At 63.3% G+C, this 13,590-nt stretch carries 9 protein-coding genes, 2 pseudogenes and 1 riboswitch; of the genes and pseudogenes, 6 read left to right on the top strand and 5 right to left on the bottom strand.

The genetic code is table 11. The features are described from left to right. Positions 1 to 187 precede the first annotated feature (187 nt). From PSH78_RS10540 to PSH78_RS26610, 3 genes and pseudogenes are all read right to left on the bottom strand, one after another. On the bottom strand, positions 188 to 1,372 hold the full coding sequence (locus tag PSH78_RS10540) for a pyridoxal phosphate-dependent aminotransferase (protein ID WP_305500299.1): 1,185 nt from the start codon (positions 1,370 to 1,372) through the stop codon (positions 188 to 190). Between the two features lie 41 nt (positions 1,373 to 1,413). Beyond that, positions 1,414 to 2,013 (bottom strand): annotated as a pseudogene (locus tag PSH78_RS26615) (methyl-accepting chemotaxis protein); the annotation flags it as partial. A 303-nt stretch (positions 2,014 to 2,316) separates the two neighbouring features. Beyond that, positions 2,317 to 3,039, bottom strand: a pseudogene (locus tag PSH78_RS26610) (MCP four helix bundle domain-containing protein); the annotation flags it as partial. A 178-nt stretch (positions 3,040 to 3,217) separates the two neighbouring features. After that, a riboswitch (cobalamin riboswitch) is annotated at positions 3,218 to 3,438 on the top strand. 96 nt (positions 3,439 to 3,534) lie between these two features. On the opposite strand from PSH78_RS26610, the gene PSH78_RS10530 reads away from it, so the two are divergent. The 4 genes from PSH78_RS10530 to cobM all read left to right on the top strand — a co-directional run bounded on the left by PSH78_RS10530 (position 3,535) and on the right by cobM (position 5,648). Next, positions 3,535 to 3,726, top strand: coding sequence for a CbtB-domain containing protein (locus tag PSH78_RS10530; protein WP_305500295.1), 192 nt, complete (start codon positions 3,535 to 3,537; stop codon positions 3,724 to 3,726). An 11-nt stretch (positions 3,727 to 3,737) separates the two neighbouring features. Further along, on the top strand, positions 3,738 to 4,433 hold the full coding sequence (locus tag PSH78_RS10525; protein WP_305500294.1) for a CbtA family protein: 696 nt from the start codon (positions 3,738 to 3,740) through the stop codon (positions 4,431 to 4,433). Next, positions 4,430 to 4,834, top strand: coding sequence for a cobalamin biosynthesis protein (locus PSH78_RS10520; RefSeq protein ID WP_305500293.1), 405 nt, complete (start codon positions 4,430 to 4,432; stop codon positions 4,832 to 4,834). The genes PSH78_RS10525 and PSH78_RS10520 overlap by 4 nt, the downstream gene beginning before the upstream one ends. Positions 4,835 to 4,901: 67 nt before the next feature. Beyond that, positions 4,902 to 5,648, top strand: a complete 747-nt coding sequence (gene cobM / locus PSH78_RS10515) for a precorrin-4 C(11)-methyltransferase (RefSeq protein ID WP_305500291.1) — start codon at positions 4,902 to 4,904, stop codon at positions 5,646 to 5,648. 320 nt (positions 5,649 to 5,968) lie between these two features. Here cobM and nfuA read toward each other — a convergent pair whose 3' ends face one another. Together nfuA and PSH78_RS10505 are read right to left on the bottom strand one after the other, a co-directional pair. Further along, the gene (gene nfuA / locus PSH78_RS10510; protein WP_003182850.1) at positions 5,969 to 6,553 is read right to left on the bottom strand and encodes a Fe-S biogenesis protein NfuA; all 585 of its coding nucleotides are present in this window, start codon (positions 6,551 to 6,553) and stop codon (positions 5,969 to 5,971) included. A 116-nt stretch (positions 6,554 to 6,669) separates the two neighbouring features. Then, positions 6,670 to 8,961: a fatty acid cis/trans isomerase gene (locus PSH78_RS10505; protein WP_305500290.1), complete on the bottom strand. Its 2,292-nt coding sequence runs from the start codon at positions 8,959 to 8,961 to the stop codon at positions 6,670 to 6,672. Positions 8,962 to 9,116: 155 nt separating this feature from the next. Here PSH78_RS10505 and metH point away from each other — a divergent pair, with 155 nt between their 5' ends. Both metH and PSH78_RS10495 read left to right on the top strand, forming a co-directional pair. Next, positions 9,117 to 12,827 carry a methionine synthase gene (metH, locus tag PSH78_RS10500; protein WP_305500288.1) on the top strand — a complete coding sequence of 1,237 codons (3,711 nt, stop codon included), beginning with the start codon at positions 9,117 to 9,119 and terminating at the stop codon, positions 12,825 to 12,827. A 96-nt stretch (positions 12,828 to 12,923) separates the two neighbouring features. Then, positions 12,924 to 13,142, top strand: a complete 219-nt coding sequence (locus tag PSH78_RS10495) for a DUF2970 domain-containing protein (RefSeq protein WP_024781254.1) — start codon at positions 12,924 to 12,926, stop codon at positions 13,140 to 13,142. Positions 13,143 to 13,590 lie beyond the last annotated feature (448 nt).

Genomic DNA, 13,590 nt, shown 5'->3' with positions numbered 1-13,590 from the left:
GGGCGGGCCTCATCGCGAGCAGGCTCGCTCCCACAGGGTTTTGCTGCATACCGAAACCCCTGTGGGAGCGAGCTTGCTCGCGATAGCGGTCCCACAGGCGCAAGAAATCTCAAGCCACCAAGGATATACGTCCGCGATCACCGTCGAGCAAAACCCTTACACAATTTCACACAGCTTCTACAAAACTTCACCAATCGACCTGCTGCAAGGCCGCCGCACACTCGACGATCCGCCGGCACGCATCCGCCAATTGCATCTGATCGACCACCAAGCCGATCCGGATATGCCCCGCCGCGCTCGGCCCGAACGCCTCGCCCGCCAGCACCGACACGCCATGGCCGTCGAGCAGGCGCTCGGCAAATGCCTGGGCGGCGAGGCCGGTCTGGCGCACGTCGACCATCACGAACATGCCGCCATCGGGCCGTACCGGCCTGAGGCCCGCACGCCCCTCCAGCGCCGCGCACACCAGGTCACGGCGCTGGCGATATTCCTCGCGCATCCGCGCCACTTCAGGCAGATCCCGCTCAAGGGCCACCTGGGCGGCGCGCTGGACGAAGTCCGGCAGGCCGAACAACATGCACAGCGACAGGTTGGCCAGATGCCCGGCCAGGGACTCGGGGCCGATGGCCCAGCCGATGCGCCAGCCTGTCATGGCGTGGGATTTGGACAGGCTGTTGAGGGTGGCGGTGCGCTCGGCCATGCCCGGCAGGCTGGCCGGGCTGATATGTTCGCCGTCGTAGAGCAAGTCGCTGTAGACCTCATCGCTGATCAGCCACAGGTCATGCTCGATGCACAGTTGCGCCAACGCTTGCCAGGTGGCCAGCGGCAGGCTGGCGCCGGAGGGATTGTTGGGGCTGTTGAGCAGCATCGCGCGGGTACGCGGCGTGATCAGCCGGGCCACGTCGGCCGGCTCTACCCGAAAAGCGTTTTCCGGACGCACCGCCACCGGGACCACTTTTGCCCCGCAGACGCCAAAGACCGCTTCGTAGGTGACGTACATCGGTTCAGCGACAATCACCTCGTCGCCAGGGTCGAGCAGGCACTGCGCGACCGCGAAGACCGCACACTGGGCGCCGGGCAGCACCGTGACGTGCCCGGCGCCCACCGGTTGGCCGCAACGTTGCTGGTGGCGCCGGGCGATGCTGGCGCGCAACGCATGCAGGCCACGGGTATCCGAATAATGCGTGTCCCCCGCCCGCAGGCTGGCGACGGCGGCCTCGACAATGGCCGGTGGCGTATCGAAATCCGGATCGCCCACCGACAGCAACAGCACCCCCCTGCCCTGTTCGCGCATGGCCAGCGCCCGGTCATGGATCTGCCAGGCGGCGGCGCCGTCGCCGGTGATGCGTTGGGTCAAGGCTGAAAAGCGCATGCATTGCTCCTGTTAGCGCGGTATCCAGCTTCAACCCTATCTCAAATAACGAAGCGCGCCACCGTCGCATTCAAACCCACCGCCAGGCGCGACAGTTCGTGAGTGGCGTCGCTGGTCTGTTGCGCGCCGCTGGCCGATTGGGTCGCCAGGTCACGGATGTTCATCAGGTTGCGGTCCACTTCACGGGAGACCTGGGCCTGTTCTTCGGACGCGCTGGCAATGACCAGGTTGCGCTCGTTGATCTGGTGGATCGACTGGGTGATCTGTTCCAGCGCCACACCGGCGCCACGGGCCAGTTCCAGGGTGCTTTGGGTGCGCTGGTTGCTTTGCTGCATCGACTGCACGGCCTGGCCGGTGCCGTTCTGGATGCCGGCAACCATTTTTTCGATTTCCTGGGTCGACTGCGCGGTGCGATGGGCCAAGGCGCGGACTTCATCGGCCACCACTGCGAAACCACGTCCGGCCTCCCCGGCCCGGGCCGCTTCGATGGCCGCGTTGAGGGCCAGCAGGTTGGTCTGTTCGGCGATGGCGCGGATCACGTCCAGCACCTTGCCGATGTCACGCCCCTGGACCGCCAAGCCCTCGACCATCGCGGCGGTGGCTTGTACGTCGTGGGTCATGGTCTGGATCGCATCGACGGTTTCCACCACTCGCGTGCGCCCTTCCCGGGCCGCCTGGGTGGACTGGTTCGAGGCTTCGGAAGTGGACACCGCGTTGCGGGCAACCTCCTCGACCGCGGCGGTCATCTCATTGACGGCGGTGGCCGCCTGCTCGATTTCGCTGTGCTGCCGTTGCAAACCACGGGAAGACTCTTGGGTGACGGCACTCAACTCTTCAGCCGCGGCGCCCAGTTGGGTGGCGGAACCGGCAATCTGCTCGATGGTCTGGCGCAGGCTGCCCTGCATGGCGCCCAAGGCCTGGAGCAATCGCGCGGGTTCGTCCTTGCCAGCGTCGACGATGACGGTGACCAGATTGCCGCCGGCGATGGTCCGGGCTGCTTCGAGCGCCCGGTTCAGGGGAGTGACGATACTGCGGGTCAGGAGCAAGGCCAGCAGCACGGTCGCCAGTGCGGCGATAACCGAGACGACGATGATGCCGGTGATGGCGCTGGTGTAATAGTCGCCAGCCTTGGCCGATGCATCGCTGGCGCTGGCCACGTTGAACTCGATGAGTTTGTTGAGCTGTTCGCCCATCAGGTCGGTGCCTTCCTTGATCCGCGTATTGATATGGGCGCGCAGTTGATCAATCTTGTCCTGACGCGACAGCTGGAGCATTTCCTGCTGGGCCTCGAGATACTTTGCAAGCGTCGCGGAAAAAGTCTTGTACAGCTCGGCCTCTTGCGGGGTGGCCGGCAGCGCCGCATAGCTGTTATTGGCCTTGTGCAGTTTTTCCACCAGCACACCGATGCGCCCGTCGGCTTCTTTCAGGCTGGCCGGATCACGGTTCACCAATATGCGAAACGAGAGGATGCGCATGCGCAGGACGCTTTCCATCACACTGGCCAGATGGCTGACGCTGGGCACCTGGGTCTGTTCCATATCCACCGAGGCCTGGCGAATGACAGACATGCGATTGGCGGCGAACACGCCGAGAACAACGACGAGCAGTGCGATGACAGTGAAGCCGAGAAAGGCTCGGGGGGCGATATTCAAACTGCGTAGGGACATGGGGAAGCCTCGGGTGATGGTCGAGCATCCATGCCGCCGGCGTATTGTTTGGGATAATTGTGTGTACGCCTACCTCGTTATCGGCCCGGCCTGCGGCTTTTGCAGGGCAAGGTGAAAAATATTCCGCCGCATCGGTGGCGCGAAGCCGCGATTGACGCCCCGGCCTCGCCCATGGTCTCCTGTCGGCCTAGTTACGGGTGCCCTTCACAGGGTGAAACGGGAAACCGGTGAATCGTGTGCTTTACTCCAAGGCCACGTCAGTCCGGTGCTGCCCCCGCAACGGTAAGCGAGCGAAGCGTCGAATCCACTGTGCCTGGCATGGGAAGGTGACGCTTGCAGGCAAGGCTTCGGCCCAGCCCCTCGCGAGCCCGGAGACCGGCCCATGACTCAAGCTCAACAAACCCGCGGTGGGCGGGCGCTGTTCGAATTCTGGCGAGCCCTCGCCCGGGTTTTCATTGCGCTCGCTTCCCCGCCGACAAACCCGAGGGAAGCGCCATGTCGACCATCAGCAGCACCGCCCGCACCAGCAGCAGCAGCACTGTCACCCTGAGCCAGCGCCTGAGCGCGGCGGTCCTCGCCTCGATCCTCGGCGCGGGCCTGGTCTACTTCGCCGGTTTCTCCCACATCGAAGCGGTGCACAACGCGGCCCACGACACCCGGCATAGCGCCGCATTCCCGTGCCACTGAGACCTGACGACATGATCAAGCGTATCGCCCGGACTGCCGGTTTCAGCGGGCTGCTGGCCGCCCTGCTGCTGACTCTTCTGCAAAGCCTGTGGGTCTCGCCGCTGATTCAGCAGGCCGAAACCTACGAAAAGGCTCCGACCAGCGAAGTCCATGAGCATGCCTCGGGCGCTGCCCACAACCATGACGACGAAGCCTGGGAACCGCAAGACGGCTGGCAACGCCTGCTCGCCACCACGGGCGGCAACCTGGTGGTCGCGGTGGGTTTCGCCCTGATGCTGGCGGGCCTGTACACCTTGCGCGAGCCGACGCGTACGTCCCAAGGCTTGCTTTGGGGCCTGGCCGGCTACGCCACCTTCGTCCTCGCGCCAACGCTTGGCCTGCCACCGGAACTGCCTGGCACGGCGGCGGCCGAGCTGGCCCAGCGGCAGATGTGGTGGATCGGCACGGCGGCGGCCACGGCGGTGGGCATCGCCCTGATTGCCTTCGGCCGGCAATGGCTGCTGAAGCTGCTGGGTGTTGCGACCCTGCTGGTGCCTCACGTCATCGGCGCGCCACAGCCTGAAGTCCACTCGATGCTCGCGCCCGAGGCGCTGGAAAGCCAGTTCAAGATCGCCGCGCAACTGACCAACGTCGCGTTCTGGCTTGCCTTGGGACTGATCAGCGTCTGGCTGTTTCGCCGTGACGCCCAGGCTCGCCACGACGCATGAGTAGCGGGCCGATCCTGGTGGTCGGCCTGGGCTGCCAACGCGGTTGCCCGGCCAGTGCGTTGCGGGCATTGCTTGAGCAGACGCTGCTGGCCCACGGCATAGCGCTCGATAACGTACAGGCCTTGGCCAGCATCGATCTCAAGCACGACGAACCGGGCCTGCTGGAGCTGGCCGAGCAATTGGCGCTGCCACTGACCTGCTTCACTGCCGAGCAGTTGGCGGGTTATCAAACGCAGCTCAGCCAGCGTTCCCGGATCGCCTTCGAGCGTACGGGCTGCCACGGCGTCGCCGAAAGCGCCGCCCTTGCCCTGGCCGATCAACTGGGCGATTCGCCCGCCAGACTGCTGATTACCCGCCAGAAAAGTGCGCAAGCCACTCTGGCATTGGCGGCAGCTTCGTAACCCTCGATAATCGCCGCCGGAATCATGAGCGCTGCTCATGCAAGGCCCTTTTCTACAGGAACCGGTCATGACCGTTTACTTCATCGGTGCCGGCCCCGGCGACCCGGAACTGATCACCGTGAAAGGCCAGCGCCTGATCCACCGTTGCCCGGTGATCATCTACGCCGGCTCCCTGGTGCCGGCGGCCGTGCTCGAAGGCAACAGCGCCGAACAGGTGGTCAACAGCGCAGAGCTGCACCTGGAACAGATCGTCGAACTGATCAGGATCGCGCATCTGAACGGCCAGGACGTGGCCCGGGTGCACTCCGGCGATCCGAGTCTGTATGGCGCCATCGGCGAGCAGATCCGCTGCTTGCGCGAGCTCGACATCCCTTTCGAAATCGTTCCGGGCGTCACCGCCACCTCAGCCTGCGCGGCCCTGCTCGGTGCCGAGCTGACGCTGCCGGACGTGTCCCAGAGCGTGATCCTGACCCGCTACGCGGACAAGACCGCGATGCCCGCTGGGGAAGAACTCGCCAGCCTGGCGCAGCATGGCGCAACCATGGCAATTCACCTGGGCGTCAATCACCTGGAAAAAATAGTCGCCGAACTGCTGCCCCACTACGGCACGGACTGTCCGATCGCGGTGATTCACCGGGCCACGTGGCCGGATCAGGATTGGGTGGTGGGTACGCTGGAGGATATCGCCGGGAAGGTCCAGGCCAAGGGCTTTCGACGTACAGCGCTGATACTGGTGGGGCGTGTGTTGGGCAATGATGTGTTCAGCGAATCATCGCTGTATCGCGCCGGGCATGCGCATCTGTACAGGCCCTGACTCGTCGACATGACCCAACCGGAATCCCTTGTAGGAGCGAGCCTGCTCGCGAAAGCGGTGGATCAGCCGGCAACGATGTCGAATATGCCGGCCCCTTCGCGAGCAGGCTCGCTCCCACAGGGATCGGCGGCGCCCCTGGGATGGCATGCTGACCTTAGAAGCTTTTGTGGCGAGGGAGCTTGCTCCCGCTGGACCGCGAAGCGGTCCCCTGGCGACTCACGCGTCAATCACGGAAGACACGCGGGTTGCCTTGCGATTGCTACGCAATCGAGCGGGAGCAAGCTCCCTCGCCACAGTGTTCTGCGCGCAGCCAGCACCTATCAGTAGTAGGCGTTTTCTTTCTGCGTGTGGTCGGTCACGTCGCGCACGCCCTTGAGTTCCGGGATGCGCTCGAGCAAGGTGCGCTCGATGCCTTCCTTCAAGGTCACGTCAGCCTGGCCGCAGCCCTGGCAACCGCCGCCGAACTGGAGCACGGCGATGCCGTCTTCCACCACGTCGATCAGCGACACCTGGCCGCCGTGGCTGGCCAGCCCCGGGTTGATCTCGGTTTGCAGGTAGTAGTTGATGCGCTCGTTGACCGGGCTGTCGGCGTTGACCATCGGTACCTTGGCGTTCGGCGCCTTGATGGTCAACTGGCCGCCCATGCGGTCGGTGGCGTAGTCGACCACCGCATCGTCCAGGAAAGCTTCGCTGAACGAGTCGATGTACGCAGTGAAGCTCTTGAGCCCCAGCGCGGTGTCTTCGGGTTTTTCTTCTCCCGGCTTGCAGTAGGCAATGCACGTCTCTGCGTACTGGGTGCCGGGCTGGGTGATGAAGATGCGGATCCCGATACCCGGGGTGTTCTGCTTGGACAGCAGGTCGGCCAGGTAATCGTGGGCGGCATCGGTAATGGTAATGGCGGTCATGGAAACTCCTCGCAGGCTTGCCGGCAGTTTACGCCAATCATCGCGCCGGACAAAGTCCCAGTATTTTTGTCAGGAAAGCAGCCGAGCGCGCAAGGGCGCTCCGTCGGCTACGTTGCTCAGAGGTTCTGATAACGATTCATGTCCAGCACGCCCGCTTCCAAGGGGTCGGTTTCCTCGATGTAGCGACTCAGATCGTGGAAATACCGCCAGAACTGCGGATGACTGCGGCGAATCCCCCAGCGCTCGACGATTCGCTCGAAAGCCGCCGCATCCGGCGCGTTCTCCATGGCATCGACAAACGCCGGCACCTGCCCCGCCGGGATATTTAAGATGAAATTTGGATAGCTGCTGAGCACGCCCGGATAAACGGTCAGGGTGTCCAGCCCTGGCTGGTAGCGCAGCGCTTCACCCAGCAGGAACGCCACGTTGCTGTGGGCGCGGTTGCGCAGCAGGCTGTAGACCTCGCGCCGACCGTCCAGGGTTTCGACGCGCAGCATCGTCGCTTCCGGCAGTTGATCAATGACCCTGAGACCCGCCGCCGGACGCGACACCAGGCGACTCAAAGCCTGCTCGGCATCCTGCAGCGCCGGGTCGATATTGGGACGCGAGCAATACGCGCCCGCACAGCGGTTGATCGGGTCGGGGCGCGCGTTCAGCTCGCCATAGCGAAGCAACAGCTGCCGGGCAAAGTCGCGCTTGGGGTCTTCTTCGTCGAGCTTGAGCGCAGTCGGCTTGTCGTCGTCGATGGCCTCGTAATCCAGCCACATCTTGAATTTCCCACCGGCCTGGTACCAGTCGTCGAGGTAACCTTCGCGGGAATCGGCCGGCATCAGGCGCAGGAAGTTCTGTTCCGCGCCGTTGCGGATCAGGTCGAAATACAGCCGGGTCTGGGCCTGGTGGGAGACATTGCCGAACACGTCGAAATTCACCGCCAGTTGATAATAGGTGCGCTCCAGCAGCGGGAAATCGAACAGCCACAGCGTCTGCGGCACCTCGCCAATCAGGCCCTTGGTCACCGAGGCACTGTCGAAATGCCGGAAGATGCTCAGCAGCGCATTGTCATTGCCCGCCCACAGCGTCGACCAGCCCGGCGCCGGGAGCTCGGCGTAGCTGTCGCGGCGCAGGGCTTCGTACGCGTTGCGCTTGTCGCGATAATCGAGCCACAGGCTGACGACGCTGCCGACGTCATCGTTCTGGCCCGGCATCGCCAGCAACGGCGTGGCCTGGCCGCGATAGTTGGGGTCGGTGATGTACAAGTCGTGCTCGGGCGCCTGGAACAACGCCCAGAAGTTATCGCGAATGACGTCCGTGGCGATCTGGCCCCGGCACACCGGGCCACGGATGAACGTGCGCACGAAATACTCGGCGTTATCGAGCATGAACTGATAGCGGGCCTGGGCCGGAATCGCCTCGAAGGTGGAAAACGGATTGGCCCGACGCTCCGGCCCGTAGCCCGGCAATGCGCTGACCTGCCAGTTACCGCTGTAGAACAGACTCCTGATCCGCGCCATCTTCGCCGCGCTCAAGCCATAAGTGATGTGGGTCTTGTGCACGATCACCCCCTGCACCGGCCAGAGCCGGTAATAGATGCGGGTGCCAGGGTCGTCATTTGGACGGCGAGTGTTGATCAGGTCGATTGGCTGGCCGGTCGGCGTGCGCGAGCGCACCCACTGGAAGAAATGCCCCGGCTCGCCGCCCTTGAAATAGATGTGGGCCAGGAAGAGGTGCTCGAACAGCCAGCGACCGACCAGGCTTTCCCGGGCGCCAGGGGCATTGAGCAGGTTTTCCCACTGCACCACCTGCAAGGCTTCGGCGGCGCTTGGCGCCAAGGCCTGCTGGTCGATGGGCGCGCCGGCCGCCAGCCAGCGCTGTAGCGTCTGGTATTGCTGGTCGGTCAGGCCGGTGACCGCCAGAGGCATGCCTTCCTTGGGATGAACAGCCGCGTAGGCGTCGAATTGGTCCGGCGTCGGGCAACTGTTGTCGCGGCTCAAGCCCAGTACGATGTCTTCCGGCAATTTGGCGTTGGGCTGCAAGGGCGTGCGGTGTCCGAGCTCCAGCATGCGAGCCATCAATGCCGCCTGGCTGCCCTGGGCATCGATCACCGAATAAAAGCCCTTGCGCTGCCAGGCCCGCTGGCCGGAGGCATCATAGAACAGGCGGGTCGGGTCAGCGGCCTGGCGGCGCTCGCCGTCATACACCGGCAGCTTGCTCGCACCCCGCAGCGCGCCCTCGCCGCTGCCCAGGTTCAACTGGCAGGCGGAGTCGTAGCAGGCATGGCAAGCCACGCATTTTTCCGTGAAGATCGGCTGGATGTCGCGAGTGTAGGAGATCGCGGAAGCGGGATTCCCGGCGGCTGCGGTAAAACATAACAGCAGCAACAGACTGCCGGATAAGACGCGGTACGGCATGTCTCGGGTCCCTAAGAGATAGTCCGGCGATTCTACCGGGCCAGCATGGCCTTGCAAACATGAGCGATATTCATGCAAAAGCCCTGCATGATCAAATCCCGCACAGGTTTGCTATCATTCCGGCCTTCGTAATGGTCTTTTTTCCAGGTAGTCCTATGTCTGATCGCAGCGCTCGCCTTTATCTTCTCCAGCAAGCCCTCAAGGAACGCATCCTGATCCTCGACGGCGGCATGGGCACGATGATCCAGAGCTACAAGCTGGAGGAGCAGGACTACCGTGGCAAACGCTTCGCCGACTGGCCGAGCGACGTCAAGGGCAACAACGATCTGCTCGTACTGACCCGCCCCGACGTGATTGGCGCTATCGAGAAGGCGTACCTGGATGCCGGCGCCGACATCCTCGAAACCAACACCTTCAACGCCACCCAGGTGTCCCAGGCCGACTACGGCATGCAGGGCCTGGCCTACGAGCTGAACCTGGAAGGCGCGCGCCTGGCCCGCAAGGTGGCCGACGCCAAGACCCTCGAAACCCCGGACAAGCCGCGCTTCGTCGCAGGCGTGCTCGGCCCGACCAGCCGCACCTGCTCGCTGTCGCCGGACGTGAACAACCCCGGCTACCGCAACGTGACCTTCGACGAGTTGGTGGAGAATTACACCGAAGCCACCAAGGGCCTGATCGAAGGCGGCGCCGACCTGATCCTGATCGAGACCATTTTCGATACGCTCAATGCCAAGGCCGCGATCTTCGCCGTGCAAGGCGTCTATGAAGAGCTGGGCATCGAGCTGCCGATCATGATTTCCGGCACCATCACCGACGCCTCCGGCCGCACCCTCTCCGGCCAGACCACCGAAGCCTTCTGGAACTCGGTGGCCCACGCCAAGCCGATCTCCGTCGGCCTGAACTGCGCCCTCGGCGCCAGCGAACTGCGCCCATACCTGGAAGAGCTGTCGAACAAGGCCAGCACCCATGTGTCGGCGCACCCCAACGCCGGCCTGCCCAACGAATTCGGCGAATACGACGAGCTGCCGGTGGACACCGCCAAGGTCATCGAGGAGTTCGCCCAGAGCGGCTTCCTCAATATCGTCGGCGGTTGCTGCGGCACCACCCCGGCGCACATCGAAGCTATCGCCAAGGCCGTCGCTGGTTATGCTCCACGGCAGATTCCCGAGATTCCCCGGGCGTGCCGTCTGTCGGGCCTGGAACCGTTCACCATCGATCGCAGCTCATTGTTCGTCAACGTCGGCGAGCGGACCAACATCACCGGCTCCGCAAAATTCGCCCGGCTGATCCGCGAAGACAACTACACCGAAGCCCTGGAAGTGGCGCTGCAACAGGTCGAGGCCGGCGCCCAGGTGATCGACATCAACATGGACGAGGGCATGCTCGATTCGAAGAAGGCCATGGTGACCTTCCTCAATCTGATCGCCGGCGAACCGGACATCTCCCGCGTGCCGATCATGATCGATTCATCCAAGTGGGAAGTCATCGAAGCGGGCCTCAAGTGCATCCAGGGTAAGGGCATCGTCAACTCCATCAGCATGAAGGAAGGCGTCGAGCAGTTCATCCATCACGCCAAGCTGTGCAAGCGCTACGGCGCCGCCGTGGTGGTGATGGCCTTCGACGAAGCCGGCCAGGCCGACACCGAGGCGCGCAAGAAGGAAATCTGCAAGCGCTCCTACGATATCCTGGTCAACGAGGTTGGCTTCCCGCCGGAAGACATCATCTTCGACCCGAACATCTTCGCCGTCGCCACCGGTATCGAAGAGCACAACAACTATGCCGTGGACTTCATCAACGCCTGCGCCTACATCCGCGATGAACTGCCCTACGCGCTGACCTCCGGTGGTGTGTCCAACGTGTCGTTCTCGTTCCGTGGCAACAACCCGGTGCGCGAGGCGATCCACTCGGTGTTCCTGCTGCACGCGATCCGCGCGGGCCTGACCATGGGCATCGTCAACGCCGGCCAACTGGAGATCTACGACCAGATCCCGGTGGAACTGCGCGACGCGGTGGAAGACGTGATCCTCAACCGTACACCCGAAGGCACCGACGCCCTCCTCGCGATCGCCGACAAGTACAAGGGCGACGGCAGCGTCAAGGAAGCGGAAACCGAAGAATGGCGCGGCTGGGAAGTGAACAAGCGCCTGGAGCACGCGCTGGTCAAGGGCATCACCACCCACATCGTCGAGGACACCGAGGAATCGCGCCTGTCCTTCGCCCGCCCGATCGAAGTGATCGAAGGCCCGCTGATGGCCGGCATGAACATCGTCGGCGACCTGTTTGGCGCCGGCAAGATGTTCCTGCCCCAGGTGGTCAAGTCCGCCCGCGTGATGAAGCAGGCGGTGGCGCACCTGATCCCGTTCATCGAAGCGGAAAAAGGCGACAAGCCAGAGGCCAAGGGCAAGATCCTCATGGCCACGGTCAAGGGCGATGTCCACGACATCGGCAAGAACATCGTCGGCGTGGTGCTGGGGTGCAACGGCTACGACGTGGTCGACCTCGGCGTGATGGTGCCGGCGGAGAAAATCCTTCAGGTGGCCAAGGACGAGAAGTGCGACATCATCGGCCTGTCCGGCCTGATCACACCGTCCCTGGATGAAATGGTGCATGTGGCGCGGGAGATGCAGCGCCAGGACTTCCACCTGCCACTGATGATCGGTGGCGCCACGACCTCCAAGGCCCACACCGCCGTGAAGATCGAGCCCAAGTACAGCAATGATGCAGTGATCTACGTCACCGACGCCTCCCGCGCCGTCGGCGTGGCAACGCAGTTGCTGTCCAAGGAGCTCAAGCCGGCGTTCGTCGAGAAGACCCGCCTGGACTACATCGACGTGCGCGAGCGCACCTCCAACCGCAGCGCCCGCACCGAGCGCCTGAGCTACCCGGCGGCCGTGGCGAAGAAGCCGCAGTTCGACTGGAGCAGCTACCAGCCGGTCAAGCCGACTTTCACCGGCGCACGGGTGCTGGACGATATCGACCTGAACGTCCTGGCCGAGTACATCGACTGGACGCCGTTTTTCATTTCCTGGGACCTGGCCGGCAAATACCCGCGCATCCTTACCGACGAAGTGGTCGGCGAAGCGGCCACCGCGCTGTACGCCGATGCCCGGGCGATGCTGCGCAAGCTGATCGACGAGAAACTTATCAGCGCGCGCGCGGTGTTCGGCTTCTGGCCGGCGAACCAGGTGCATGACGACGACCTGGAAGTCTACGACGATCAAGGCAAGCCACTGGCGCGCCTGCATCACCTGCGCCAGCAGATCATCAAGACCGACGGCAAGCCGAACTTCTCCCTGGCCGACTTCGTCGCACCCAAGGACAGCGGCGTGACCGACTACGTCGGTGGCTTCATCACCACCGCCGGTATCGGTGCCGAAGAAGTCGCCAAGGCCTACCAGAACGCCGGCGACGACTACAACTCGATCATGGTCAAGGCCCTGGCCGACCGCCTGGCCGAAGCTTGCGCCGAATGGCTGCACCAGCAGGTGCGCAAGGAGTATTGGGGCTATGCCAAGGATGAGCGCCTGGACAACGAGGCGCTGATCAAGGAGCAATACACCGGCATCCGCCCTGCCCCGGGTTACCCGGCCTGCCCGGATCACACCGAGAAAGCCACCCTGTTCCGCCTGCTCGACCCCGAGGCCAGCGAACTGAAAGCCGGGCGCAGCGGCGTGTTCCTCACCGAACACTACGCGATGTTCCCGGCGGCGGCGGTCAGCGGCTGGTACTTCGCCCACCCCCAGGCGCAGTATTTCGCCGTGGGCAAGATCGACAAGGACCAGGTGCAGAGCTACACCGCGCGCAAGGGCCAGGACCTGAGCGTGACCGAACGCTGGCTGGCGCCGAACCTGGGCTACGACAACTGATCAGGCGCCTCTGAAAAGATCGCAGCCGAGGCGCGCTGCGATCTTTTCCCTGGGGTTGTCTATGCTTGTCCTGAACTCATGGCAGACGAGGGATTTATGGACGATCCAGTCGACAACAAGCCGCCGACCCTGTTGCAGATGATGCACAGCGTGCTGGCCGCCGCTTTCGGCGTGCAGAGCGGCAAGAACCGCGCCCGGGATTTCACCCACGGCAAGCCAAGTCACTTCGTGATACTGGGAATCGCGTTCACGGTGATCTTCGCCTTGACCCTGTTTGGCATCGTCAAGCTGGTGGTGCATCTGGCGGGGTTGTAGAAACATCTGACGGAAACCCCGATACCCCTGTGGGAGCGAGCTTGCTCGCGATGGCGATGTGTCAGTCAACCTCAATAGTGACTGAACCACCGTCATCGCGAGCAAGCTCGCTCCCACAGTTTCTTCACCACAGGGCTACCGTTTATTGATGACTGACCCAGAACACCGCCGTGCCTACCACCAGGATAATCAGGAACAGAATGGCCCAGGCATCAACGGTACTGTCGCTTTTCCTTGCTTTGGTCGGATTACTCATTGCATCGCCTCTTGTCGGTTTTGTAGGTGATTGCATAGGGACTCGACCACAGTTAAGACGATGATTGCCCGTACGACAAATGTGGGTTAGCCAATAATCGAAGGCATTAGTCGATTTGGTTCTTTACATATACTCAAACATCACTTTTGCGCATAACTCAAAACAGGTATCTTGCACCGGCTCCTCTAGGAG

Origin of the sequence: Pseudomonas sp. FP198 (genome assembly GCF_030687895.1) — a bacterium.
Classification (GTDB): domain Bacteria; phylum Pseudomonadota; class Gammaproteobacteria; order Pseudomonadales; family Pseudomonadaceae; genus Aquipseudomonas.
Note: the sequence above shows the minus strand (reverse complement) of the source record. Positions and strands in the feature narration are given on the sequence as shown.

Bases quoted from the DNA above. Each gene is read 5' to 3' on its own strand.
- PSH78_RS10540 (WP_305500299.1), bottom strand. From the start codon at position 1,372: ATGCGCTTTTCAGCCTTGACCCAACGCATCACCGGCGACGGCGCCGCC.
- PSH78_RS10530 (WP_305500295.1), top strand. From the start codon at position 3,535: ATGTCGACCATCAGCAGCACCGCCCGCACCAGCAGCAGCAGCACTGTC.
- PSH78_RS10525 (WP_305500294.1), top strand. From the start codon at position 3,738: ATGATCAAGCGTATCGCCCGGACTGCCGGTTTCAGCGGGCTGCTGGCC.
- PSH78_RS10520 (WP_305500293.1), top strand. From the start codon at position 4,430: ATGAGTAGCGGGCCGATCCTGGTGGTCGGCCTGGGCTGCCAACGCGGT.
- cobM (WP_305500291.1), top strand. From the start codon at position 4,902: ATGACCGTTTACTTCATCGGTGCCGGCCCCGGCGACCCGGAACTGATC.
- nfuA (WP_003182850.1), bottom strand. From the start codon at position 6,553: ATGACCGCCATTACCATTACCGATGCCGCCCACGATTACCTGGCCGAC.
- PSH78_RS10505 (WP_305500290.1), bottom strand. From the start codon at position 8,961: ATGCCGTACCGCGTCTTATCCGGCAGTCTGTTGCTGCTGTTATGTTTT.
- metH (WP_305500288.1), top strand. From the start codon at position 9,117: ATGTCTGATCGCAGCGCTCGCCTTTATCTTCTCCAGCAAGCCCTCAAG.
- PSH78_RS10495 (WP_024781254.1), top strand. From the start codon at position 12,924: ATGGACGATCCAGTCGACAACAAGCCGCCGACCCTGTTGCAGATGATG.